Genomic DNA, 22,983 nt, shown 5'->3' on the forward strand with positions numbered 1-22,983 from the left:
CCCACCCCGCAGAATTTAATACGCTTTGGCAGAGGGCGTCAAAGCGCCTTTTGCAGTTCCGGCAGAATGACGAAGAGGTCGCCGACGAGGCCGTAGTCGGCGACCTGGAAGATCGGCGCTTCCTCGTCCTTGTTGATGGCGACGATGACCTTTGAATCCTTCATGCCGGCAAGGTGCTGGATGGCGCCGGAGATGCCGACGGCAATATAGAGATCGGGCGCCACCACCTTGCCGGTCTGGCCGACCTGCCAGTCGTTCGGCGCATAGCCGGCATCGACCGCGGCGCGAGATGCGCCGACAGCCGCACCGAGCTTGTCTGCGACCGGCAGGATGACCTCCTGGAACTTCTCGGAGGAGCCCAGCGCACGGCCGCCCGAAATGATGATCCTGGCCGAGGTCAGCTCCGGACGGTCGGTCTCGGACAGCTTGTTTTCGACAAAAATCGACAGGCCGGGATTGGCTGCCGCCTGAACCGTCTCGACCGGCGCGGAACCGCCCTCGGGTGCTGCCTGAAAGGAAGCAGTGCGCACGGTGATGACCTTCTTGGCGTCGCTCGACTGCACGGTCTGGATGGCGTTGCCGGCATAGATCGGTCGCTTGAAGGTGTCGGGCGACACGACTTCGATGATTTCCGATATCTGGGCGACATCGAGCAGGGCCGCGACGCGCGGCGAGACGTTCTTGCCCGACGAGGTCGCCGGCGCAATGATCGTGTCGTATGGCTCAGCAAGCGAAATGACGAGCGCCGCCAGCGGTTCGGCGAGACGCTCGGTCAGTTCGTCGGCGTCGGCGAGCAGCACCTTGGTGACGCCCTTGAGCTTGGCGGCGGCGTCCGCTGCCGGCTTGGCGCCCTTGCCGGCAACCAGCACATGCACGTCCGAACCGATCTGCAGCGCCGCCGAAAGCGCCTTGGCAGTCTGGTCGGAAAGCGCCGCGTTGTCGTGTTCGGCAATCAGAAGAATTGTCATTTTTGTTGTCCCTTCCTGGCCTTACAGCACGCCGGCTTCGTTTTTCAGCTTGTCCACCAGTTCGGCGACGCTCTTGACCTTGACGCCCGCCTTGCGGCCGCCCGGCTCCTCGGTCTTGATCACTTTCAGCCGCGGCTTGACGTCGGCGCCGTAGTCGGCAGGGCTCTTCTCGTCGAGCGGCTTCTTCTTGGCCTTCATGATGTTCGGCAGCGACGCATAGCGTGGCTGGTTCAGCCGCAAATCGGCCGTGACGATTGCCGGCATCTTCAGTTCCAGCGTCTGCAGGCCGCCATCGACCTCGCGCGTCACCGTGGCCTTGTCACCGTCGAGCACGATCTTGGAGGCGAAGGTGCCCTGCGCCCAGCCGAGAAGTGCGGCCAGCATCTGGCCGGTCTGGTTGGAATCGTCGTCGATCGCCTGCTTGCCGAGAATGACCAAGCCGGGCTGTTCTGCCTCTACGACCCCCTTCAGCACCTTGGCGACGCCCAGCGGCTCAGTCTGCTCGTCGGTCTTGACCAGGATGGCGCGGTCGGCTCCCATGGCGAGCGCCGTGCGCAAGGTCTCCTGTGCCTGCTGCGGCCCGATCGACACGACGATGATCTCTTCGGCCTTGCCAGCTTCCTTCAGCCGGATCGCCTCTTCCACCGCGATCTCGTCGAACGGGTTCATCGCCATTTTGACGTTGGCGAGTTCCACCGCCGAACCGTCCGCCTTCACCCGGACCTTGACGTTCGCATCCACAACCCGCTTCACGGGCACAAGGATCTTCATTTGCCTGTCACCTCTTTCACGATAGTCTCTTCACGCTCGTCGGGCGCGCTATAGCAGCGTGCACCTCTTCAGAGTTGTCGAAAGCCGACATTCCGGACGGAATTCTGGTCTCGCCACGCCAGTAGGGTGGCGCTTCCGTAGTTGCGGCGACCCCGCCCGTCAATATCCCGGGCGCACTCGGATCCTCGGCAAAGCATTCAAATCGGTTCAGTCCGGCCCGGAAACGCTTCCCCGGCCCCAGCGCGGCGCCGGCTGGGCGGGCGGCAGATCGCTTGCCGGCGGCTCCACGGCAATGGGCGCCGGCCCGGCGACTACGGCTGGCTCCTCGTCGGCGCCGGCGAGTAGCGGCACGCCGCGGCTGCGCAAGACAAGCACCAGCACGGCTCCGGCGATGATGCCGCCGATGTGGCAGGCCCAGGAGACCTGGTCCTCGCCACCCTGGGCAAACATGAAGATCTGGAACAGAATCCACAGGATGAGCGGGATGAAGGCCGGGATGCGCAACGGGATGCGGGCGAAGACCAGCACCCATACCTTCACCCGCGGATAAAGGATCAGATAGGCGGCGACGACACCGGCGATGGCGCCCGACGCGCCGATCAGCGGCACTTGCGAATCCCAGGCCACCAAGCCCTGGAAGAAAGCGCCGGCAATGGCGCAAAGCAGGTAGAAGACGAGATAGCGGACATGGCCGAGCGCATCCTCGACATTGTCGCCGAACACCCACAGGAACAGCATGTTGCCGCCGAGGTGGAAGATATCCGCGTGCAGGAAGGAATAGGTCAGATAGCTCAGGCTCTCCGGAATGACGACAAATTGCGGAGCGAGCTCGACGCTGTCATGCACAACCGACGGGATGAAGCCGAGGCCCAATACCGCGGCGTTGGCGAAGTCCTCGCCGCCAAGTGTTGTTACAAAATAGATCAACACATTGAGCGCGATCAGGCTGATCGTCACATATTGCAGCTTGATGTGCCGCAGCCGGTTGGTGTCGTAAAGCGGGATGAACATCGGGCCTCTCCCGCTTCCGGCGGATTCAGCGGTTCTTGCCGGGAACCCATAGCACGTCGGCATTTCCATTGTCATTGACCGCGCGTGCGGCGACGAACAAAAAGTCCGAGACACGGTTGATGTATCTTATCGCCTCGCGGTTGACGTGCTCGTCTGGATCTTGTGACAGCGCCACCATGATGCGCTCGGCGCGGCGGGCCACCGTGCGGGCGAGGTGAAGGGCAGCCGCTGCCGGCGTACCGCCGTTGAGCACGAAGGATTTGAGCGGCTCAAGGTCCTTGTTGAGGAGGTCGATGTCCTGTTCGATGCGCTCGGTCTGCGAGGCGATGATGCGCAGCGGCTCGTAGTCGAGCGGCTTGCCATTATCGGGGACTGCCAGATCGGCGCCGAGATCGAAAAGATCGTTCTGGATGCGGCCGAGCATCGCATCGATCGCCGGATTTACCGCCGCTGTATGGATGCGAGCCATGCCGATGCAGGCATTTGCCTCGTCGACCGTGCCGTAGGCGTCGATGCGAAGGTCGGATTTCAGCCGCCGCTCACCAGAACCGAGGCCGGTGGTGCCATCGTCGCCGGTGCGGGTGTAGATCTTGTTGAGCTTGACCACGGGTTACCTCCCGGCTGCCGGCCGGTGCGTCACTTACGGGTGAAATACACCGCCAGCATTATCAGCACCAAGGCCACGAACTGCAACAGCACGCGCGTCTGCATCAGCTTGTTGGAGGTCATGCTGGAGCCGCCGCGCATCATGTTGATGAGGCCGCGGATCAGCACGATCACCACGGCGACCATGACGAGAACAGCGAGGATGTTGAAGACAGTTGCCATGGTGTGTTCCAGTTGGATTGCGTTCAGGCGCGTTTGGCGAGCAGACGATAGAGTACCGAAGACGGCAGGATGCGTTTAAGGATCGCGCCGATCCTGGCCGGCACAGTTACCACATAATGCGGGCGCGGGCGCCGCGACAGAAGCGCATGGCGCAAGGCGGCATAAACCACCTCTGGCCCGGGCTTCAGCCGCGATGTGCTGCCGCCGGCCCGCAGCCGTTTGAGTTGCACAGCATAGGCGAGGCGATGGACTGAGTTCTCGTGATCGATGTTCGCAAGGAACCAGGGGAGGCTGTTGCTGGCGATCTTCGATTTCACCGCCCCCGGCTCGATCAGCGAAACATGGATGCCGCTGCCGAGGAGTTCTTGATAAAGGGACAGCATCAGCCCCTCGACGGCGTGCTTCGATGCCGAGTAAGCGCCACGGAAAGGCAGCGGCGCGAGGCCGAGGATCGATGAGCAATGAACGAGACGACCATGGCCCTGGCGGCGCATCACCGGTACGACACGGCGAGTGAGATCGTGCCAGCCAAAGACATTGGCCTCGAACTGCTGCCGCAAAGCTTCGACCGCCAGGTCCTCGACGGCACCGGGCTGCCCGTAGGCGCCGTTGTTGAAAAGGGCATCGAGCCGGCCGCCGGTCCGCTCCAGCACCGACGCCACCAGCGCCTCGATCGATCCGGGCTCGGTGTAGTCCAGATAAAAGGCCTCGATGCCGTCGGCCTCGAGCGTAGCGATATCTTCCGGCTTTCGGGCCGTTGCGAACACCCGCCAGCCTTCCTTCTTAAGAGCATGGGCGCAATAGGCGCCTATTCCGGAAGAGGCACCGGTGACAATGATGGTGCGCAACTCTTCTTCGGGAGGAATGGTGGTTTGACCGAGGGTTGTCATTTGCCGCAAACCCTTCCCATATTCGCGGCGTCGGGACAATCGAAGGGAACGCGGTTCTTGTTGCGGAAGATCGTAGCCCTCAAACGCGTGCTCTACGACGCGCTCGGCCATTTCAACACCGACGACGGCTGGGCAATGGCCAGCCATCTGGCGATCACCGCGCTGATGGCGCTTTTTCCTTTCCTGATCTTCGCCACGACGCTGGCGAGTTTTTTCGGCGCGCAGGCTTTCGCCGACACCGCCGTGCACCTTGTGTTCGACACATGGCCCGAGCAGATCGCCAAACCGATCGCGCGCGAAGTGCTCAACGTGCTTACCGTCAGGCGCAGCGACCTGTTGACCTACGGTATCGTGCTTGCCGGATACTTCGCCTCGAACGGCATCGAGGCGCTGCGCACCTCGCTCAACCGCGCCTATCGTGTCTCAGAAACGCGCGGCATCATCTACCGGCGGGTGCAGAGCATCATCTTCGTGCTGATCGCGACGGCCGGGTTTTTGGCGATCAGCGTGCTGCTGGTCTTTGCGCCATTGCTGGCGCGGCTGGCCGAATCTCATCTTGAATGGATAAAACCCTATATGGGCACGATCACCCTCTGGCGTTACGTCATCGCCTCGGTCGTCATCATCGGCGGCCTGTTCGCCGTGCATTTCTGGTTGCCGGCCGGCAAGCGCCGGTTCGTTTCGATCGTGCCTGGCATTATCTTCACGCTGGTCGGCTGGCTCATCGGGTCGACCATCTTCGCCGCCTATCTCGACCATTTCTCGTCCTATGTGACGACCTATGCCGGCCTCGCCTCGATCATGATCGCCGTTGTCTTCCTCTACATCGTCTCGGCGATCTTCATCCTCGGCGGCGAGCTCAACGCCGCGATCAGCCGCTATTTGGAGGCGCGCGCCCGCGTCGGTGGCTGAGCCGTCGCCAGCCCGACGCCGAGCGTCGCGATGGCCATGCCGGCGATCTGGAGTGGGCTCAGCTGCTCGCCGAACAATGCCCAGGCGATGACCGCGGTGACGGCCGGCACGAGGTAAAACAGCGAGGCGACCTTCGACATCTCGCCGTCGCGGATCATTACCATCAACAGGAAGATGGCACCGATCGACAGCACCAGCACGAGCCAGGCCGTGGCGAAGATCAGTTCGCCGTTGACGATCACCGTTCGGGTCTCGAAGGCGAGCGAGGCCAGAGCCATCACCGATGCGCCGCCGACATATTGCCAGAACGTGGCAGCCACCAGATCGCCGCCGGAGGCGAAACGCTTCTGCCAGATCGTGCCGGCGCTCATGCCGAGTACGGAGACCAGCGAGGCGCCCAGTGTTTCGGCGGTCACGCCGCCGCCGAGCGCGCCGAGCTTCGGCCAGAGCACGATTACCACGCCGATCAACCCGAGGCCGAGACCGGCCCAGTGACGCGGCAGGATGGCCTCGCCCAGAAGCCGGCCGGCGAGCACTGCCGTGATCAGCGGCTGCAGGCCGACGATCAGGGCTGAAAGCCCTGCGGGCATGCCCCGGTGGATGGCCCAGAACACGCCGCCGAGATAGACCCCATGCATCAGGATGCCGGCGCCGGCTGCGTGCAGCGCCTCGTCGCGGGTGGCGCGGCTCGAACCAAGCGCGGCCATCAACGCGACAAGCAGGATTGCGGCCAGGACAAAGCGCGCAGCCAGGAAAGTAAAAGGCTCGGCCCACGGCATGGCATAGCGCGCGCCGATGAAGCCGGTCGCCCACAGGACGACGAAAGAGGCGGGGATGAACCGCTTGAGGCTGTGCATTTTCCGGAGGCCGCGGTGAATTCGGGTGAGGGATCGACTGCGGCGATTGCTTAATGCCGTTCGGGCCGGCAAGCAAAACCAAACGGTTGATCCATAGAGTCATTTGAGTTGAAGGAGCGCCGTTGATGGCCGTCGGCTCACCGGTCTAAAGACCGACCAGCCGCCTGACATCGTCGGGCGAGGCGCCCGCCTTACACTGGGCGGCAAGGCCGGTATCGCCAAGACTCTTCGACAGTTTTCGTCCATCCGGGCCGAGGATCAGGCGATGGTGGAAATAGGCCGGCTGCGGCAGGCCAAGCAGTTGCTGAAGCAGCCGCTGCACGCTGGTCGCGGAATAAAGGTCCTGGCCGCGCACGACATGGCTGACGCCCTGCAGCGCGTCGTCCAAGGTGACGGCGAGATGATAGCTGGTCGGGATTTCGCGGCGCGCCACGATCACGTCGCCCCAATCCTGCGGTCGGGCCTCGACATGACGCGTCCCAGAGAGCGTCTCGTCCGTGTATTCGGCCCATGTCAGGTCCCTGCCGACCCGCGCCATTGCCGCATCGACGTCTAGCCGCCAGGCAAATGGTGCACCTTCGACGATGCGCCGCTTACGCTCGCTGGCCGGCAGCGCCTTGTCGGCGGCGGGATAGAGGGGCACGCCGTCCGGGTCGCGCGGCCAGTCGCGACCGCGCTTTTCGCTGTCGGCGATGAAGGCGCGGATCTCACTTCTGCTCATGAAGGCTGGATAGACAAGCTCCTCTTCGATCAGACGCTCGAGCATAGCCTGATATTCGGCAAAATGCTCGGACTGGCGGCGCACCGGTTCCTCCCAGCCAAGCCCCAGCCATTTCAGGTCGCGAAAAATGCCCGCCTCGAATTCCGGCGTGCAGCGTGTCGTGTCGATGTCCTCGATGCGCAGCAGCAGGCGTCCGCCCGCCGCCTTGGCCATTTTCTGGTTGAGCAGTGCCGAATAGGCGTGGCCGAGATGCAATTCGCCATTCGGGCTCGGCGCGAAGCGGAATGTCAGCAGTGTCATTGTCCGGCGGCAATCGGGTTGTGCGGCGCTTTCGCCAATTGCTACTTTGCGCCGGCAGCGTCGCGCGTCCAGAGGGACGCGTGACGAAGCGTGTGCGGCACTTTTGATTTTGGAACAAGCAGACATGCAACGCATCGCCAACCTTGACGACATTGTAGAAGGCCTGGACGCGCTGTGCCTGCTAGATCCGCGCCTGGACAAGGTGCGCGGCATGGCCGGCGAGGTGCCGCTCAGGCTGTCGGAGCCGGGCTTCAGGAGCCTTGCCTCGATCGTCGTTTCGCAACAAGTGTCCCGCGCGAGCGCCGATGCCATCTTCGGCCGGCTGACGAAACTGCTCGATCCGCTGACGCCGCAGGCGATACTAGCCGCCGATGAGGCGGTCTTCCGCGAGGTCGGGCTGTCGCGGCCCAAGCAGCGCGGCCTGATTGCCGTCGCCCAGGCGGTGGCCGACGGGCTCGACCTCGATCACCTCTGCCAACTCGATGCGACGGTAGCGATCGCTGCCATGACCAAGGTGCCGGGCATCGGCCCGTGGACGGCTGAAGTCTACCTTTTGTTTGCCGCCGGACACCCAGATATCTTTCCGGCGCGCGATGTTGCGTTGCAGAGCGCGGTCGGCCATGCACTCGGCATCGAGCCGCGTCCGCCGGAGAAAATGCTGATCCGGCTTGCCGAATCATGGAGCCCGTGGCGCGGTGTCGCATCGCGGCTTTTCTGGGCTTATTATCGCGAATTGAAGGGCAGGGATGCCGCGCCTCCGGCCTGAATCCGCAAAAAAGCATTGAAATCATGCGTTTTTGAGACCCGGCATGATCGACAATCCGCTTCACATCCCTGTCATGTCGGGCTTACAGTATCCGCGTCGACCGGTTCTAGGGTGAAGGAGGTCAACGACGTGACGGTTGCCGTATCTCCGGATGGGCTTCCAGCGCTGGTGCTGAATGCGGATTACCGTCCGCTCAGCTATTACCCCCTGTCGCTCTGGTCCTGGCAGGATGCCATCAAGGCGGTGTTCCTCGAGAGGGTGAACATCGTCGCCGAATACGAACACGCCGTGTCTTCGCCGACCTTTTCGATGAAGCTGCCGAGTGTCGTCAGCCTGAAGGCCTACGTGAAGCCGTCGAGGCATCCGGCGTTTACCCGGTTCAACGTCTTCCTGCGCGACCGTTTCCAGTGCCAATATTGCGGCACGCCGGACGATCTGACGTTCGACCATGTCATTCCGCGCCATCGCGGCGGCGCCACGACCTGGGAGAATGTCGTCGCTGCCTGCTCGCCCTGCAATCTGAGGAAGGGCGGCATGATGCCGGCCCACGCCAAGATGTGGCCGCTGCAGAAGCCCTACCAGCCGACGGTGCATGATTTGCATAATAACGGCCGGCTGTTCCCGCCCAACCATCTGCACGAAAGCTGGATGGATTATCTGTACTGGGATGTCGAACTGGAGCCTTGAGATCATCCGATAATTCGGGAGGCTGGCCGTCTGAAGCGATTTTCTGCGCTTCCGGCCTTCGCCGGCCGAAGCATTCATGAGCGGTCGTGGTGTGGTAGTTAAGGCTACGGCTGGCGTAGGCTGGTGCTCACGTACTTTAGTACGCTCCGCTCCGGTTCTCGATAATCACTTGATACGACTCAGCCTGCCGAATTCTTGAATAATCTCGCGTCGGCGCAAGGGTGAACCGCTCAATCGCGGGCAAAGGCGCTGCGGAAGGCGACGACTGCCAGGACAAAGCTGGCGATGGCGTTCCAGCCGGCCAAGGACAGGCCGAGGATGCGGAGCGCCGCCTTGTCGCAGGAGGGCGGGACGAATTTGTCGAGCGCGTCGAGCACGCCCTTGCCGCCGGTGTCCACCGGTCCGGCGGCTGCGGTGCAATCGGTCGGGCCCGGCCACCACGCCCATTCGACGCCGGAGTGATAAACGCTGAGATAGAGGCCGTAGAGCATCAGCAGGCCGCCAATGGCCAGCAGGCCACGACTTATCCAGGCGGGCGCCTTAAGGGCCGACGCAAGCACCGCCAGCAGCATCAAGGGCACGCCGACATAGTAAGGGGTGCGCTGCTCGAGGCAGAGCTTGCAAGGGATGTAGCCGCCAACATACTGGAAGGCCAGCGCCGAGCCGACTGTGGCGGCCATGGCGACGGCGAGGAACAGGGCGGTGCGCAGCCGCTGGCGTCCGGTATCGGCATTCACGGTCGCTGTCATCGGAATCAGTCCATTCGGTTCGATGCCGTTCAGACGGCGTATTTGACGACGATATAGAGCAAAATCAGGGCAGCGGCGCCGGCGCCCGCAATGTGGCCAAGGCGCTTTTCGATGAAGTGGCGGATCGGCTCGCCATAGCGGCGCAAGAGCCAGGCGAGAAACAGGAAGCGAGCTCCGCGCGCAACGATTGCCAGCACGATGAACAGCAGCAAAGGAACGCCGATGACGCCGGACAGGATTGTCACCACCTTGATCGGCGGCAGATGGGCGAGGCCGGAGGTGACCAGCATCAGGATGATGAAGCCAACACCCGACGAGACGCGCATCGCCTCGAACTCGTCATATTTGCCGTAAAATTCGAGGATCGGCCGCGCCACCGCGTCATAGGCGTAGTGCCCGATGAACCAGCCGGCGATGCCGCCCAGCACCGAGGCGACGGTGGCGACCAGCGCGTAACGATAGGCGCGATCCGGCCGCGAAAGCGCCATCGGCAGATAGAGCACGTCGGCCGGCACCAGGAACACCGAGCTCTCGACGAAGGCGATGAAGGCCAGCCACCATTCGGCCGATTTGCTGGCCGCCAGCGACAAGGTCCAGTCGTAAAGTCCGCGAAGCATCGGCACTCCTAATGCACGCCCAAACCGGTAGTGGTCTTGGGTCACGACATGTACAAACAAGACTTGGAAGCGCGCCGTATCAATCTCGTCGGACAAGGTGCGCTTCAATGACATGCGCCGCCTGTCTAGAAAGATTTTCCGCGCTGCACAATGGCAGCTGCTTCACGAAATCGAAAGGCTGAGGCTTGAGCGAGCCCAGATGTCGGGATTTGGCCAGTTGACGACCAGGCCATGGCATCGAGCACCTGCCCGCCTGAAGTGCGTCAAGGCAATATCTAATAAATCGTGGGTTTTCCCGTCGAACACGATCCGTGTTTAAATACGGCGATTTTTGTCACATCCTGTCTTTCCATCCGCCCTTTGCGCCGCCATGACGTTCTCCGATTTCATTTACCGCCCCTTTGAGACGCTCATCCGTCCGCTGGATATTCCACCCGGGCCGCTGCCAGCGAGCGGGCCGTTTGCGCTGCTCCTGCATTTCGCGAGGATGTTCCGCGGCACTCTTGCGGCCATTACCGTCTTGATGATGGCGATCGAGGGGATCAACCTTGCGACGATCTGGGGGGCCTCGTTCGTCGTCGACGGGGTGAGCGCGAAGGGCGCGGCGGTTTTCCTGCACGAGGACTGGCCGACGCTGGTCGTGCTCGGCGTGCTGGTTTTCCCCGTGCTGCCGTTGCTCATCTTCCTGGGCAATGCGCTGAACTCGCAGACGGTGGCCGTATGCATGCCGGCGGCGATGCAATGGCAGGGCCACAAGGCGGTGGAACGCCAGGACCTTGCCTTCTTCCACGATCTCTTCGCAGGTCAGGTTGCGTCGCGCATTTCGCAAGTCGCATCCGCCGTGCAGCAGCAGATCGTCGTGGCCTTTTACAGAATACCGCTGTTTCTGGTGCAGCTCGTCGGTTCGCTCGTTCTGCTTGGCGCGTTATCCTGGCCGCTGGCGCTTCCGGTGTTCGTCTGGATCGCCGCCAACATCGCCATTGCGGTGGTGGCGGTGCCCCAATATTCCGAACGCTCGCGCCGCTCGGCGCGGGGCGCAGCCTTGTTGTCGGCGCCATGACCGACCTCTACAGCAACATCCAGATGGTCAAGCTGTTTGCGGCGGAAGACAGCGAGGCGGGCGCAATGCGCACCGTCATGGAAAACGCCATCGAGACCCAGCAGCGCGAAAGGCGCATCTATCTGACGACCGACATGGGCGTCGTCCTGCTCAATGTTGCGCTCTTTCTCACCAACGTTGCCATAGGGCTCTGGGGATTTGTCGCCGGCTTTGTCACGATTGGCCAGTTCGCCGCATCGATCGCCATCGTTCAGCGGCTCAATGCCAACTCCCGTGCCTTCCTGCAGATGGGCCAGCAGATTTTCCAGGCGGTGGGCACGATCCGCGACGCAATGCCGGTCGTGACGACGCCGCCGACTATAAAAGACGCGCCGAACGCCAACCCGCTCGACGTCACGGCCGGCGAAGTCGAGTTCAAGAACATCCAGTTCGAATACCGCGAGGGCCAAAGGGTGATCGAAGACCTGTCGCTCACCGTGCGCGCAGGCGAGAAGGTCGGGCTCGTCGGCCTCTCCGGGGCCGGCAAGTCGACCCTTGTCAGCCTGCTCCTAAGGTTCTTCGAGCTGAAGGGCGGCGCGATCCTGATCGATGGACAGGATCTCCGCAGCGTGACCCAGGCCAGCCTTCGGGAGAGCATCGGCGTCGTCACCCAGGACGTCTCGCTGCTGCATCGCTCCGTCGGCGACAACATCCGCTACGGCCGGCCCGATGCCCCGCCGGAGGCGTTGGAGCACGCCGCGCTGCTGGCCGAGGCCGACGGCTTCATCGCCGATCTCAGAGATGCTGAAGGCCGCACCGGCTACGACGCTTTCGTCGGCGATCGCGGCGTGAAGCTTTCCGGCGGCCAGCGCCAACGCGTCGCGATCGCCCGGGTGTTGCTCAAGGATGCGCCAATCCTGGTTCTCGATGAGGCGACGTCCGCACTGGACAGCGAAGCCGAGGCGGCGGTCCAGTCCAAGCTCGCGGTTCTGATGGAGGGCAAGACCGTGATCGCCATCGCCCATCGCCTGTCGACCATTGCCAGGATGGACCGGATCGTCGTCCTCGACAAAGGCCGCATCGTCGAGGAGGGAAAACCATCGGCGCTGTTGGAACGCGACGGGCTCTATGCCCGACTGTGGAAGCGTCAGACCGGCGGCTACATTGCCGACGCCATCGAGGAGATGTGAGCCGCCCTCGGTGATGATGTTTTGCTCATGGCCGGCTCGACACATTCTGCTTTCACTCCAGAAACCGGAATTGGCTGAACTCGTTTCCACCGTAGCGTTCGGAAGCCGATCATGAGCGAAGCCACAGTCCCGAACTCCCGTGCCGCCATTCTCGAGCGGCGATCTGCCGGCGTGCTGACATGGTCCGGCCCCGCCTTGATGTTGTTCGCGCGCTCGGCGTTCGCTGTTGCCGCGCAGGGCCTGGTTGCGGCCATTTATGCAGCGCACGGTTCGGCAACGCCCTGGCGCGACGCAGGGGCTTGGCTGCCGGCATACGGCAGTTTGATCGACGCGGGCTGCCTTGGTCTCCTGTGGTGGCTTGCACGGGCGCGAGGGCATCACGCTGCTCGATTTTATCAGCTTCGATCGCAAACGCTTGGGGCGCGATCTGTTGTTGGGCGTCGCGCTCATCCTCCCGAGCCTCGTTTTCATCTACGGTGGGATCATCGCCAGCAGCCTGTTGGTCTACGGCAACCCTGATGCACTGCAAATATACGGACCTTTGCCGCTCTTGCCTGCGCTTTACGGGGTGCTGATCTTTCCGTTGGTCTGGGGCATTACGGAGCAGACCACCTATAACGGCTATCTTCTGCCGCGTTTCCAAGTCTTGTCGGGAAGCACGGGATTTGCCGTTGCCGTCGTAGCGTTTTCCTGGTCGTTTCAGCACGCCGTGATGCCGCTGACGTTCGACCCACACTTCATGCTCTACCGGCTCTTGGCGCCTATCGCCCATTCGACATTCATCACCCTCGTGTACCTGCGCGTGCGCCGCATCCTGCCGCTGGCGACGGCGCATTGGCTCATGGATGGGGTGTCAGCATTCATCGGCATTCTGTGGCCGCTGTTGAGGTAGAAGGGTTCAAACGGGCTGAGATGCCCACTATGGACCGAAGCCTCCGATCGACGAAATCGAAAGCCTGGGCTTGGGCTAGATAGGGTCTCGGGAATTGGCCAGTTGACGAACAGGCCTCCAACCGTATAGTCCGCGCCCATCCAGGCCGCCCGGCCTGAGCCCCTATGGCGGAATTGGTAGACGCGCTCGACTCAAAATCGAGTTCCGCAAGGAGTGCTGGTTCGATCCCGGCTAGGGGCACCATTTCTTAAATTCCCACGCCACTTCTTATTAAACCCAAGGGCGTCGGTGGGATCGTCCACGACGCCCTCGACGGCATCGAATGGTTGCGTCTTGCCTGTTGCCGCAAGCTGCCCAAGCTTCCGCTGAACGGTGCGCGGACTAGACCCAAGCGCAATTGGGCGTTCCTCACCACCGCAATCGGGCGTGCTGCGGTCCCCGCCATCACGAGGGATGCGCCGCCAACTCCGCGGTCAGCTGGTATAGCCGAACCGGACATTCCGTGGATTGAGGCGCCGGTCTTGCTCGGCTATGCACATGGCATGACAACGACCGACGATATTGTCAGGCCTCTTTCCCTTACCGTGGGTCTTATTGCCCGCTTCTGGCCGCAACTGCTGCTTCTCGGCGCCATCGGCTATGTAGCGCGCGACCTCCTGCTCAACGCGGCAGTCACGGTGGGCCTCGTCAATCCCCTCGGCGGGATGGTTGTGCTTTCGCTGGTGGTGCTGACGAAGCTTCTGGTCATCGTGGCGATGTTCGTCGCCCTGCGTCCGGGACTGCCGGCACTCGCCTCGCTTCGCCAAATGTCGGCAAGCGGTGCGAAACAGGAGAAAACGTCCCAGCCCGCCGACCACTTGCTGGCGGTGACCGCGGCCGCCATCTTGCCCTTCTTCGCCTATTACGCCGCATGGGGATTCCTCGGCGACAGTGTGCGAGAATATTCGCGGCTGGCGCTCGAACGCATTCCGCTGGGAGAAAGCGCCGACATATTCGGCCTGCTGCGCTCCAGCGGCCTCATTGCGTCGATTGTCGGCTGCTGGTTGGTCCGCTGGTTCGCGAAGCGCATGAACAAAGGCGCGCGCAGGCCTTACTGGCGGCTGCTCGTCGTGGCGGCGGATGCAAGCTGGATTTTTATCGGGCTCTATGCGCTCGATATCTGGAAGGACGAGTTCATCACCTGGATCGGGGCTAGTGCGTTGCGCAGCGAACTCAGCATGGGCGCAGGATCGCTTGTCCTGTCGATCGCCGCTCACGCTGCCGAAGGCTTCACGCCGGTCGAGTTCAGGCAGCCCGGCATCCTGGAACAGGCGCAAAGCCTGTTCTTCTATGCGCTTCTGCCAATGGTCTGGCTGGTCATGGCGGCGATCATCAACGGCTACGAGCTGACGGCCGCTTCGGCAGCGGCCGCGCCGCCGCCGTCGCGCGGGTCCACCTGGCGCAAATGGTTGAGCGACTTCATCACGCATTTCCTCGGCGGCTACCGCTCGCGCTATGCGCCGATTTGGGCCTGTCTCAAGCTCACGCTCGGCGCAGGACTCGCGACGCTGCTCACCTTCGTCGTCGCCTACCGGCTGATCGGCTGGCTTTGCGCCTGGCTGTGGTTTGGCGCGACGCGGACGCTCGGCGCGCCAGACCTCGATACATGGCAGGTCGTCTTCAGCTTCGCCAGCGTGTTCATCGGCAGTCCGAGCGATCTTGACGGCGGCATAGTGCTCGACGCCTTGAGGATCGCGCTGCTGGCGGCGGTGCTTGAATTTGCGGTGGCGGCGCAACGGCAGCCGCTGAGGGTCGCTACCTGAAGAGCAGATGGCGCGGCCTGGCGTTCGCCAGCGTGACCGACAGCGCAAGGCCGCTTGCCGTCGCCGGAATGACGAAAGTCTCGGCCATGCGCGCCGTGCCGTGCGTGCCGGCGCCCTGGAAGGCCAGCCCGCCGCAGCGGGGCTTGTCGGCTGCCTCGGGCTGCATCTTGCGCACGACGGGCCGGGTCAGGAAGGCAGGCAGCCAGCGGCGGCCTTCGGCGTCTGTGAGCACAACGGCGCAGGGGCTTTCTGCAAGGAGACCAGGATCCTCGATCCTCGCCTCGAATTCGGCCAGCACGACGGCTTCATCTGCCGAGCCGCCGGGCAGGCGCGACAGCGTTGTCAGCCGCCATTCGGCCCCGGCGTAGCGCTGCGACTCACCCCTGTCGACCGCGATCGGGTCGCGGTCGCTACCGGATCGCCATGCCTCCAGGCTTTCCCAGGAATGCACCAGCACTGCAACCGGCAGAGCGAAGCCCAGCCCAGCAAAGCTCAGCCAGTAGCGGCGTCTCTCGGCACGGGAAATGGCCTCCGCCATCACTCGGTCTCCAGCGTCCAAGGCATCGGGCCATCGCTCCGGCGGATCGTCACGGCGCCAGGGATGTCGCCCACCGCAAGTTCGGTGATTGCCACCCGGACCTCTTCACCCAGCGGTGTGAATGCCGATGGCGCGACCAGCACGGTTCCGCCCGCAAGTTCGTTTTCCGGGACTTCGAAAGCCATGAGCACGGGCTTTGGCAGTCCCGGCTCCAGCCGCTCTGCCGGCAGCATTGCCGGCATGGTGGAAATGCGCTGGCTGAGAGAATAGCGCAACCCGCTCGGGCCGAGCCATTCGGCGGAGGTCAGGGTCAGGCTCTCGCGTTTTGCTTCGGCGGCGGCCTCGACCAGGACCCAGACCCCGGAAGTGGTGTAGGTCCGGGTCTGGCCAAAGCGCTCGATCCTTACGGTACGCGCGAGATGCACGTCGCCGACGGCCAGCGCGAAGGCGCGTGCGTCGGTGCGCTTACCCTGCTCGCCAGCAATCGAGACGGGCGAGGTGATGTTGCTGTAGAGCGGGGTAGTCCGCTGCATTGCGTAGAGGATCGCCGCCGCGAAGATGATTGCGCCGGTTTCCTTGAGACCTGTTCTCATTGCCCCGGCCCGACGACCATTTCGGTCTTTACCGGCAATGCCACGATCGCGACCGGATCGCGATCGAACCAGCCCGAGCCGCCGTAGAGATTGTCACGCCGCTTGTAGATCTGGCTGCCCACCACGAGACGCAGATCCTGCGGCAGCGGCTGCGCCTTCGGCCACTCCCAGGCGGCGATCATGTGTTCCGGTATGCCGGGATGGACGCCGCTTGCGATCCATTTGTCGCGTGCAAGATAGAAGGCCGGCGCCTGCACGTCCGTGATCGGCGGGTCGATGTCAAACATGGACGCGAAGGCGTTGCTGGTCGCCGCCGAGCGGTTGTCGAGGTCGAATTCGACCATCAAAAAGGTCTTCGGCTGGGACGGCTCGGTTCCCCTCGGCGGAACCGAGCCGGTTCGGGCACCGCGAAACGTAATAACCCAGCGCCCGGTGTCGATGGGCTCGCCGGCTGCGACCGTTGGAGTTGGCCGCGAGTTGGATGCTTCATACACCGTCATTGCGAATGACGCGGCGGCCGCCGCGAGGCCACCAAGGCCGGCGACGAGAAACGCAAAAAGACGCTGCCGCAAAGTCGATCGCTGTCCGACGGACATGTTTCCTCCCGCGGACTATCCACCAGACCCGAGCCACAGATGCAACCTGGAGAGGTGAGCTATGCGGTAACATTTATGGCACAATTCGAAACAGCTTCGTCTTGGATCGTGCTGCGGGCCGGACCCGCCGCCGTGCCTAGCGGAGGGCCGCCACGACGTCGGCGAAATCGGCCCGCTTGCCATTGTCGGCGCGGCGCAATTGCACCTCGACGGGCCTGCCGTCGGATTGGTCGCAGTAGAAGATGGGTCCGGGCCGCACCCATTTGTCGCCCCACTCGGTCAGCGCGATGATGACCGTTTTGAATTCCAGCCCCTTTCGGGTCAGGACGTATTCGGCCTGCTCGCCGGCGGCACCCGGACGACGGTCCATCAGGCCGGCCTCGACGAAATCCTCGAGGCGCTTGGCCAGGATGTTGGTGGCAATCCCCAGGCTCTTCTGGAATTGCGAAAAGCGCGTGTAGCCGCCGAACATCGCGTCGCGCAGGATCAACAGGCTCCAGCGCTCGCCGACCAGCTCCAGGGCGCGTGAGGCCGAGCAGTTCTGTTTTTCATAAAGACGACCAAGCATGGCGTGAACATACCCTGTTGACTTGCATCATGCAAGTATGCATTGTGCTTGCATGATGCAAGCGATGGAGCTCGAGAGAGCGTCGCTCACTTCATCGCCCGAGACTTGGGTGCCCATCAACCGTCGGATCCAGACAGGAGATATGTCATGAAAAAGGATGAAGATTACACGACGTTATTTGTCGTTGAGCAAAGCCCGGAAGAGGTTTTTGCGGCGGTTGTCAATCCGCGCGCCTGGTGGTCCGAAGACATCGACGGCGATACCAACAAGCCCGGTGCGATATTCTACTATCACTTCAAGGATATCCACCGCGGTACCTTCAAGGTTACGGAGCTTGTGCCCGGCAAGAAGGTCGTCTGGCACGTCGTCCAGAACTACTTCAACTTCGTCAAGGATGCGACCGAGTGGACCGGCACGGACGTGGTCTTCGAGATCGCGCCGACCGACAAGGGTACCGAGCTGCGCTTCACCCATGTCGGGCTGAAGCCGAGTGAAGAATGCTACGACGTCTGCCATGACTCCTGGCGCTTCTATGTCGCGAGTCTTCGCGACCTGATTTCGACGGGCAAGGGGCAGCCCAACAAGGGCGAAGAGAACGCCAATCCAACGGTCGTGCCGCAAAACGAGAACATCGGCCTCGAGCGCAAGACAGCGAGCGATGGCGCCGAGATGATCGTCATGACGACGGCAGCGGCGAAGCCCGGCATCGAGAGCAAGGTGCGGGATGCCCTGCGGGACGTAGCCGGCGCGGCCCGCAAGCAAAGCGGATGCATCGACTACAGCGTCTTTCGCTCGGAGGCAGAGCCGAACGTTACCATCTGCGTCGAGCGCTGGGCATCGAAGCAGGAGCGCGACGCTTTTCTGGGCTCGGCGGACGCGAAGAATTTCGTTTCGGCCATAACCGGCGCCTTCCTGGAGCGGCCTTCGCCGATCTCCTACACGACATTGGAAGTCGGGTCCTGATTGCAAGGGTTCGCCCGGCGACGGTGCCGGTGCCGGCTGCCCTGGAGCAATGCAATGGGGGACGGCATCCAAGCATGGAACAGAAAATTATAACCTACTTGCATGATGCAAGAACGAATGGCTTGCATTCATGCAAGTAGGAGGAGAGATCGCCGTGCCAAAATCGATGGAAGTCACAGACAAGGCCGTTCTGGTAACCGGGGCCAACCGCGGCCTCGGCAAGGCGCTGGTCGAGGAAATATTGAGGCGGGGTGCCAAGCGCGTCTATGCCGGCGCGCGCAAACCGCTCGCCCACGCGGATCGGCGTGTCACGCCGCTGATCCTGGACGTGACCGATACGGCGCAGATTGAGGCGGCTGTCGAAAGGGTCGGGTCTCTCGATATCCTCATCAACAATGCTGGCATCGGGCTCTACGACGACCTCGGCGATCGTGCTGCGCTCGAGCGACACCTCGCCGTCAACCTGCTCGGCGTGCACGGCGTAACCGACGCATTCCTGCCGCTGCTCACGAGTTCGCGCGGCGCCGTGGTCAACATCCTGTCGGAAGCGGCCCTCGTTCCCTTCCCGATTATTCCGTCCTACTCGCTGTCGAAGGCCGCCGCGTTCTCCATGACGCAATCGCTCCGTGCTCTCGCCGGCGCTCGTGGCGTGAGCGTTCATGCGGTCCTGTCCGGTCCCATAGACACCGACATGAGCAGAGACGCCGACATCCCGAAGAGCTCTGCGGAGAGCGTCGCGAAAGGTATCCTGGACGGCATGGCGCGAGGGGAGGAGGAAATTTTCCCCGATCCAAAATCGGCGTCCATGGCCGAGAGCTGGCGCGGCAGCGCGTTCAAGGCGCTCGAACGCCAGATGGCGGCTTTCGTCCAAGCCATGCCCGCCAAGTCATAGGCGACCGCGCTGCGAGCCCAACGGCCCCGCAGCGAATGCGCTATGGCGAAATTGCCCTAGGCTGCCGATGCGTCGCCGGTTCGATCCGGGCTGAGGGCACCATTTTCTTCCGGGAAACCTCGAGAGGTTACTTGGGCGTTATCCCAGGAGCGTCCTCTGGGATAACGTCTGAGATCCGGCAGCCCTTCCTGGCAAGCTGCGGATCGCAGCCCGAGCCGCTATCACATCGGCCCCGGCACCATCTTGGTCGGCTGCTCCGGCATCGGAAACGCATAATTGTCGCATTTCACGTCCGGGTTCGTCGGGCTGAACATTCCGAGCGGGTTCTCCTTGAACAGCCAGGCGTGAAGGTCGTAGTGGTGGAACTCCTTCGGGATGAGCGGATAATGCCCCTCCATAGGCCCCATGAATGTCTGGCCGAAGAGCTTCGGCGGCTCCTTGGTGTCCGGCGTCAAGGGCACGAGCCATTCCACACCGACCAGGCGCAATTCGCCGCCGACCGGCTCATAGATCAGCACATTGGGGCGCGTCGGATCCGCGGTCGGGCCGACAGTCGTGACGTTGACGAAATGGATGCCCATCGCGCCCTTCGGGTAGTCCATCGCTCCCTCTACCTTTTCGCCGCTGTAGAAGACGCATCCAACCGTCGACAGATAAAGCTCGCGAATGGCAACCTTGTAGTCTTCATACCTGGACAGCGATTTACGCAGGGCATCGATCTCGGCCTTGTCGGGTTCGGCGGCCCGAGGAGCGGCGGCGTTCAGACACGCGCCGACGAGACCTGCCAATGTGAGGATACCGAGACGCCTGAGGTGAGTTGTTTTCGTCATGCATTCCTCCCAGATTTTTCTTCTGGCCGTGCAGGACCGAGGCGGCAGTGATGCTGGACGCGCGGCCGTAATTGATCGCCTCATCCCTGTTGGGACTGCGTCGATGCTAATCCTTTCCGCTGATCGGGAGAATTAACCCTGACGACCTAGGCCGGAGCAGGTCGATGGTGCGGAGACGGTCGGCCGGGCCGGGTCCCCCTTTGGACCCGATGCGCTACCGTCGCCGCAGCAGGCTTCTCATCCGGTTGCGCAGCAGGCGCGCCATGTTGCGGGTCTCGCGGTAGAGGTGAAGCTGCGAGGCCGCCTGGCGGGCGGGGCGGTCGGCGTCCGGCGTCAGCCCGATCACCAGCGTGCCCATCGGCTTGCGTTCGCTCCACAGCCGGCTCATCACGGGGTGGTCGGGCACCGCGCAGGAATCGGTCATCATGATGTTGGGGTCGTCGAGATGCTGCCTGGTCACCTCGATCATCAGCAGCGTGCCCGGCGAATAGGCGGCGAGCGTCTCGTCATAGGCGGTCTTCCAGGTATAGGCGACGCCGGCCTCGACGAAGACGACCAGGCAGGCGATGGTGCGGCCGTCGAGCGTCAGCGAATGGATGCGGCAAAGATCCTGCTCGGCCAGCCGGTGCACCGCCTCGCGGGCGAAGGCGGCGCGGTAGCGGTCGATGGCCATGGCGGTGCGCTCGCGGCCTTTCCAGCCGGCGGCCTCCAATGTCAGGAAATTTTCGATGGCGTGGCGGATCTCGTCGGGCCCGCGCGCCACGACATGCTCCAGCCGGCCGAGGTCGGCGAGGCGGCGCTTCAGGCGGCGAAACTCGCGATAATGGTGGGCGCGCAGCGAAGCCTTCAGATACGCCTCGCCGTCGAGCTCGCTTTCGAGCACCGGGCGGTCGGCCTTGCCGGTGGTGACCAGCGTCAGGCCGCGCGTCTCGGCGACGCTGGCGAGCAGGCTCGCCACCGGACCATCCAGCCTTATGTCGGGCAGCACGAAGACCTTCGGCAGCTTGAGATGCGGCCTGGACAGCATCGAGAAGAAATCCTCGATGACGCCGATCGGATCGTCGCGATCGACCAGCGGCGTGCCGATCGGGCCGAACGGGCTCGACCAGGTGCGCATGACGGGAATCCCGAGCGGCACCATCGGCCGCTCGACCGAGAACGGCACCAGCAGGCGCAGCCGGTTGCGATACTGGTCGCCGTCGCGGATGACCGCCAGCCGCACCTCGCGGTCCTCGAGCCTCGGCATGGCCGGAGCCAGGAAGCGCGGATTGAAGAAGACGTTCGGCTCGATCGTGCGGGTGCAGAGATAGTCGAGCTCCTCGACCAGGTCGAAGCCGGCGGAGGCCGGATAGATGGCAAGCTTGCGCTCGGGCCGGTTGTTGGCGAGGATCTCGACATGGGCGGGATCGGCTTCGCGCGCAAGCCCGGCAAGGCCGGACACCATGGCGCCGGCCGGGCCGCCGCTGGTTTCCTCGAGCAAGGGGACGGCAGCCATCAGGCGGCTCCTTTGGCGGGCACGAAAATGACCATGGCGATGCCGAGCTTGCGCCAGACCGTGAAGGACAGCGCGCCGGCCTCGAAGATCATGGCGAAGACGGTGGCCATCGCTGCGCCCCACAGACCGAAGAGCGGGATCAGCACGACGCTGAGCGCGATGTTGAAGGCCAGCGTCATGGCGTAGACGGCGGCGCAGATGTTCTGGTTGCCGCTCATGGTGAGCAGGCTTTCGCAAGGGCCGACGGCGGCCCGGGCGACGACGCCGAACACCAAAAGGAACAGCAGCGGATAGCCGGCGGCAAATTCCGGGCCGAACAAGGTCAGCATCGGCTCGCCCAGGGCCAGCACCAGCAGCGCCATCGCCAGCGACGGCCAGAACGTCCACGACACGGTTTCGCGGGCGAAGGCGGCGAGCTTGTGCGGCTCGCCATGGGTGAACTGCGCATAGCGCTGGGCAACGCCGGCCTTGACAGCGAAATAGACGAAATGCACCAGCGCCAGCGTCTTGACGGTGGCGAAATAGACGGCGACGTCGTTGGGTTCGAGATAGGCGCCGACCATCAGCACGTCGGCATTGGTGAGCAGGAAGAAGAAGCTCTCGACCAGGAAGATCGGCAGCGAGACGATGAACCATTGGCCGAAATGCAGCTTCATCGGCCCGGCCGGGATCCGTCTGTCCATCCGCGAGGTGACGCCGATGAGCTGGCCGAGCGTGGTGGCGTAGGTGGCGGCGATTGCGGCAAAGATCGCCGTTCTGGCGTCGGGCGCGTAGCCCGCCAGCAGCATCAGCGCCATGAACGCCAGAATCAGCAGCGGCCGCACCAGAAATGTCGGCGACAGCGCAAACAGCGCCCAGGAATTGGCCCGCGCCAGCCCTTGCAGAAGGTCGGACATGGCGATCATCGGCAGGCAGATGATGCCGAGGATGAACGGCATGACGTAATAGTTTTCGATATAGGACGACAGCAGCCAGACGCCGAGCGCGCCGAGACCGGCGATCACCGTCGAGGCAACCAGCACGAACAGCCGGCTGGCCTGCACGATGCCGCGCAATTCGGCCAGCATGCCGCGCTCGCGATATTCGGGAATGAAGCGGATGACCGAGGTGTGGAAGCCAAGGCAGGCGAGGTTGCCGACGATGACCATCGTTACCCAGACGAGGACGAAAATGCCGTATTCGAACGAGCCCATCCAGCGCGCCATCAAGACCTGGCTGACGAAGGCGATGACGGCGCTGACGATGCGGACCGAAAAGGCGATCAGCGACATGCGGCCGGCTTCGCCGCGCTCGCCGGCGCTGAACAGCACGGCATCGATCAGGCCAAGCAGCGGCCTTATGCGCAGCGCAAAGCGCTGCGGCAGGAACCGCCCGGCTGTCGTCGCCGCGGAAAAGCGCACCCCGATCACACTCCGTTTTCCGCTTCTTTTCTGGCTATGCGTGTAGCGAAAACACATTAAGAAACGGTTGGGTGGGTGTTCCTTCGCCCCGTTCACGGGGAGAAGGTG

General features: G+C 63.2%; 24 protein-coding genes, 1 tRNA gene and 1 pseudogene. 9 read left to right on the forward strand and 17 right to left on the reverse strand.

Annotated features, from left to right (window positions below; all coding sequences use genetic code 11):
• Positions 1 to 38: 38 nt before the first annotated feature.
• The 6 genes from NKI22_RS03565 to NKI22_RS03590 form a co-directional block, all read right to left on the reverse strand.
• A complete protein-coding gene (locus tag NKI22_RS03565) occupies positions 39 to 968 on the reverse strand; it encodes an electron transfer flavoprotein subunit alpha/FixB family protein (RefSeq protein ID WP_352817710.1) in 930 nt (309 codons plus the stop codon).
• A 21-nt stretch (positions 969 to 989) separates the two neighbouring features.
• Positions 990 to 1,739, reverse strand: coding sequence for an electron transfer flavoprotein subunit beta/FixA family protein (locus tag NKI22_RS03570; RefSeq protein ID WP_023677947.1), 750 nt, complete (start codon positions 1,737 to 1,739; stop codon positions 990 to 992).
• A 207-nt stretch (positions 1,740 to 1,946) separates the two neighbouring features.
• Positions 1,947 to 2,750, reverse strand: a complete 804-nt coding sequence (locus NKI22_RS03575) for a rhomboid family intramembrane serine protease (RefSeq protein WP_023721071.1) — start codon at positions 2,748 to 2,750, stop codon at positions 1,947 to 1,949.
• A 25-nt stretch (positions 2,751 to 2,775) separates the two neighbouring features.
• The gene (locus NKI22_RS03580) at positions 2,776 to 3,357 is read right to left on the reverse strand and encodes a cob(I)yrinic acid a,c-diamide adenosyltransferase (protein ID WP_023721070.1); all 582 of its coding nucleotides are present in this window, start codon (positions 3,355 to 3,357) and stop codon (positions 2,776 to 2,778) included.
• A 29-nt stretch (positions 3,358 to 3,386) separates the two neighbouring features.
• A complete protein-coding gene (locus NKI22_RS03585; RefSeq protein ID WP_023677950.1) occupies positions 3,387 to 3,578 on the reverse strand; it encodes a twin transmembrane helix small protein in 192 nt (63 codons plus the stop codon).
• A 23-nt stretch (positions 3,579 to 3,601) separates the two neighbouring features.
• Positions 3,602 to 4,468 carry an SDR family oxidoreductase gene (locus NKI22_RS03590; RefSeq protein WP_352483565.1) on the reverse strand — a complete coding sequence of 289 codons (867 nt, stop codon included), beginning with the start codon at positions 4,466 to 4,468 and terminating at the stop codon, positions 3,602 to 3,604.
• Between the two features lie 57 nt (positions 4,469 to 4,525).
• Here NKI22_RS03590 and NKI22_RS03595 point away from each other — a divergent pair, with 57 nt between their 5' ends.
• Positions 4,526 to 5,380: a YihY/virulence factor BrkB family protein gene (locus NKI22_RS03595; RefSeq protein WP_031194564.1), complete on the forward strand. Its 855-nt coding sequence runs from the start codon at positions 4,526 to 4,528 to the stop codon at positions 5,378 to 5,380.
• On the opposite strand, the gene NKI22_RS03600 is transcribed toward NKI22_RS03595, so the two are convergent.
• Positions 5,347 to 6,237, reverse strand: coding sequence for a DMT family transporter (locus NKI22_RS03600; RefSeq protein WP_352483529.1), 891 nt, complete (start codon positions 6,235 to 6,237; stop codon positions 5,347 to 5,349). The genes NKI22_RS03595 and NKI22_RS03600 overlap by 34 nt on opposite strands.
• A gap of 145 nt (positions 6,238 to 6,382) precedes the next feature.
• Complete coding sequence (gluQRS, locus tag NKI22_RS03605) at positions 6,383 to 7,258, reverse strand: tRNA glutamyl-Q(34) synthetase GluQRS (protein ID WP_023721066.1); 876 nt, start codon at positions 7,256 to 7,258, stop codon at positions 6,383 to 6,385.
• Positions 7,259 to 7,382: 124 nt separating this feature from the next.
• Between gluQRS and NKI22_RS03610 the strand changes: the two genes are divergently transcribed.
• Both NKI22_RS03610 and NKI22_RS03615 read left to right on the forward strand, forming a co-directional pair.
• Positions 7,383 to 8,024, forward strand: coding sequence for a DNA-3-methyladenine glycosylase family protein (locus NKI22_RS03610; RefSeq protein WP_023721065.1), 642 nt, complete (start codon positions 7,383 to 7,385; stop codon positions 8,022 to 8,024).
• Between the two features lie 129 nt (positions 8,025 to 8,153).
• The gene (locus NKI22_RS03615; RefSeq protein ID WP_023677956.1) at positions 8,154 to 8,711 is read left to right on the forward strand and encodes an HNH endonuclease; all 558 of its coding nucleotides are present in this window, start codon (positions 8,154 to 8,156) and stop codon (positions 8,709 to 8,711) included.
• A 230-nt stretch (positions 8,712 to 8,941) separates the two neighbouring features.
• Here the strand turns inward: NKI22_RS03615 and NKI22_RS03620 are convergent, their stop codons facing one another.
• Both NKI22_RS03620 and NKI22_RS03625 read right to left on the reverse strand, forming a co-directional pair.
• A complete protein-coding gene (locus NKI22_RS03620; protein WP_023721064.1) occupies positions 8,942 to 9,460 on the reverse strand; it encodes a disulfide bond formation protein B in 519 nt (172 codons plus the stop codon).
• 29 nt (positions 9,461 to 9,489) lie between these two features.
• Entirely contained in the window at positions 9,490 to 10,077 is a 588-nt protein-coding gene (locus NKI22_RS03625) for a YqaA family protein (protein WP_352483530.1), read from the reverse strand.
• Between the two features lie 370 nt (positions 10,078 to 10,447).
• Between NKI22_RS03625 and NKI22_RS03630 the strand changes: the two are divergent.
• The 4 genes and pseudogenes from NKI22_RS03630 (at position 10,448) to NKI22_RS03645 (ending at position 15,000) form a co-directional block, all read left to right on the forward strand.
• Positions 10,448 to 12,306 (forward strand): annotated as a pseudogene (locus NKI22_RS03630) (ABC transporter ATP-binding protein).
• Between the two features lie 358 nt (positions 12,307 to 12,664).
• Positions 12,665 to 13,198 (forward strand): CPBP family glutamic-type intramembrane protease, encoded by a 534-nt coding sequence (locus tag NKI22_RS03635; RefSeq protein WP_023721061.1) that lies wholly within the window; start codon positions 12,665 to 12,667, stop codon positions 13,196 to 13,198.
• A gap of 158 nt (positions 13,199 to 13,356) precedes the next feature.
• A tRNA-Leu gene (locus tag NKI22_RS03640) sits at positions 13,357 to 13,441 on the forward strand.
• 299 nt (positions 13,442 to 13,740) lie between these two features.
• Complete coding sequence (locus NKI22_RS03645; RefSeq protein ID WP_352483533.1) at positions 13,741 to 15,000, forward strand: hypothetical protein; 1,260 nt, start codon at positions 13,741 to 13,743, stop codon at positions 14,998 to 15,000.
• Here the strand turns inward: NKI22_RS03645 and NKI22_RS03650 are convergent.
• The 4 genes from NKI22_RS03650 to NKI22_RS03665 form a co-directional block, all read right to left on the reverse strand.
• The gene (locus NKI22_RS03650) at positions 14,993 to 15,538 is read right to left on the reverse strand and encodes a hypothetical protein (protein WP_352817718.1); all 546 of its coding nucleotides are present in this window, start codon (positions 15,536 to 15,538) and stop codon (positions 14,993 to 14,995) included. The genes NKI22_RS03645 and NKI22_RS03650 overlap by 8 nt on opposite strands.
• Entirely contained in the window at positions 15,538 to 16,131 is a 594-nt protein-coding gene (locus NKI22_RS03655) for a hypothetical protein (protein WP_023721058.1), read from the reverse strand. The genes NKI22_RS03650 and NKI22_RS03655 overlap by 1 nt, the downstream gene beginning before the upstream one ends.
• Positions 16,128 to 16,727, reverse strand: a complete 600-nt coding sequence (locus NKI22_RS03660; protein ID WP_352958210.1) for a hypothetical protein — start codon at positions 16,725 to 16,727, stop codon at positions 16,128 to 16,130. The genes NKI22_RS03655 and NKI22_RS03660 overlap by 4 nt, the downstream gene beginning before the upstream one ends.
• A 136-nt stretch (positions 16,728 to 16,863) precedes the next feature.
• On the reverse strand, positions 16,864 to 17,295 hold the full coding sequence (locus NKI22_RS03665; RefSeq protein WP_023721056.1) for a winged helix-turn-helix transcriptional regulator: 432 nt from the start codon (positions 17,293 to 17,295) through the stop codon (positions 16,864 to 16,866).
• Between the two features lie 147 nt (positions 17,296 to 17,442).
• Between NKI22_RS03665 and NKI22_RS03670 the strand changes: the two genes are divergently transcribed.
• Complete coding sequence (locus NKI22_RS03670) at positions 17,443 to 18,258, forward strand: antibiotic biosynthesis monooxygenase (RefSeq protein WP_352483535.1); 816 nt, start codon at positions 17,443 to 17,445, stop codon at positions 18,256 to 18,258.
• Between the two features lie 154 nt (positions 18,259 to 18,412).
• Complete coding sequence (locus NKI22_RS03675) at positions 18,413 to 19,150, forward strand: SDR family NAD(P)-dependent oxidoreductase (protein ID WP_352483536.1); 738 nt, start codon at positions 18,413 to 18,415, stop codon at positions 19,148 to 19,150.
• Positions 19,151 to 19,371: 221 nt separating this feature from the next.
• On the opposite strand, the gene NKI22_RS03680 is transcribed toward NKI22_RS03675, so the two are convergent.
• The 3 genes from NKI22_RS03680 to NKI22_RS03690 form a co-directional block, all read right to left on the reverse strand.
• The gene (locus tag NKI22_RS03680; RefSeq protein WP_023721053.1) at positions 19,372 to 19,980 is read right to left on the reverse strand and encodes a hypothetical protein; all 609 of its coding nucleotides are present in this window, start codon (positions 19,978 to 19,980) and stop codon (positions 19,372 to 19,374) included.
• Positions 19,981 to 20,194: 214 nt separating this feature from the next.
• Positions 20,195 to 21,475 carry a GNAT family N-acetyltransferase gene (locus NKI22_RS03685; RefSeq protein WP_023721052.1) on the reverse strand — a complete coding sequence of 427 codons (1,281 nt, stop codon included), beginning with the start codon at positions 21,473 to 21,475 and terminating at the stop codon, positions 20,195 to 20,197.
• Positions 21,475 to 22,875 (reverse strand): lipopolysaccharide biosynthesis protein, encoded by a 1,401-nt coding sequence (locus NKI22_RS03690; RefSeq protein WP_352850180.1) that lies wholly within the window; start codon positions 22,873 to 22,875, stop codon positions 21,475 to 21,477. The genes NKI22_RS03685 and NKI22_RS03690 overlap by 1 nt, the downstream gene beginning before the upstream one ends.
• Positions 22,876 to 22,983: the final 108 nt, after the last annotated feature.

The organism is Mesorhizobium sp. M0778 (assembly GCF_040320105.1).
Taxonomy (GTDB): domain Bacteria; phylum Pseudomonadota; class Alphaproteobacteria; order Rhizobiales; family Rhizobiaceae; genus Mesorhizobium.

Coding starts and splice junctions, on each gene's coding strand:
- NKI22_RS03565 (WP_352817710.1), bottom strand. CDS start 968: ATGACAATTCTTCTGATTGCCGAACACGACAACGCGGCGCTTTCCGAC.
- NKI22_RS03570 (WP_023677947.1), bottom strand. CDS start 1,739: ATGAAGATCCTTGTGCCCGTGAAGCGGGTTGTGGATGCGAACGTCAAG.
- NKI22_RS03575 (WP_023721071.1), bottom strand. CDS start 2,750: ATGTTCATCCCGCTTTACGACACCAACCGGCTGCGGCACATCAAGCTG.
- NKI22_RS03585 (WP_023677950.1), bottom strand. CDS start 3,578: ATGGCAACTGTCTTCAACATCCTCGCTGTTCTCGTCATGGTCGCCGTG.
- NKI22_RS03590 (WP_352483565.1), bottom strand. CDS start 4,468: ATGACAACCCTCGGTCAAACCACCATTCCTCCCGAAGAAGAGTTGCGC.
- NKI22_RS03600 (WP_352483529.1), bottom strand. CDS start 6,237: ATGCACAGCCTCAAGCGGTTCATCCCCGCCTCTTTCGTCGTCCTGTGG.
- gluQRS (WP_023721066.1), bottom strand. CDS start 7,258: ATGACACTGCTGACATTCCGCTTCGCGCCGAGCCCGAATGGCGAATTG.
- NKI22_RS03610 (WP_023721065.1), top strand. CDS start 7,383: ATGCAACGCATCGCCAACCTTGACGACATTGTAGAAGGCCTGGACGCG.
- NKI22_RS03620 (WP_023721064.1), bottom strand. CDS start 9,460: ATGACAGCGACCGTGAATGCCGATACCGGACGCCAGCGGCTGCGCACC.
- NKI22_RS03625 (WP_352483530.1), bottom strand. CDS start 10,077: ATGCTTCGCGGACTTTACGACTGGACCTTGTCGCTGGCGGCCAGCAAA.
- NKI22_RS03645 (WP_352483533.1), top strand. CDS start 13,741: ATGACAACGACCGACGATATTGTCAGGCCTCTTTCCCTTACCGTGGGT.
- NKI22_RS03650 (WP_352817718.1), bottom strand. CDS start 15,538: ATGGCGGAGGCCATTTCCCGTGCCGAGAGACGCCGCTACTGGCTGAGC.
- NKI22_RS03655 (WP_023721058.1), bottom strand. CDS start 16,131: ATGAGAACAGGTCTCAAGGAAACCGGCGCAATCATCTTCGCGGCGGCG.
- NKI22_RS03660 (WP_352958210.1), bottom strand. CDS start 16,727: ATGTCCGTCGGACAGCGATCGACTTTGCGGCAGCGTCTTTTTGCGTTT.
- NKI22_RS03665 (WP_023721056.1), bottom strand. CDS start 17,295: ATGCTTGGTCGTCTTTATGAAAAACAGAACTGCTCGGCCTCACGCGCC.
- NKI22_RS03670 (WP_352483535.1), top strand. CDS start 17,443: ATGAAAAAGGATGAAGATTACACGACGTTATTTGTCGTTGAGCAAAGC.
- NKI22_RS03680 (WP_023721053.1), bottom strand. CDS start 19,980: ATGACGAAAACAACTCACCTCAGGCGTCTCGGTATCCTCACATTGGCA.
- NKI22_RS03685 (WP_023721052.1), bottom strand. CDS start 21,475: ATGGCTGCCGTCCCCTTGCTCGAGGAAACCAGCGGCGGCCCGGCCGGC.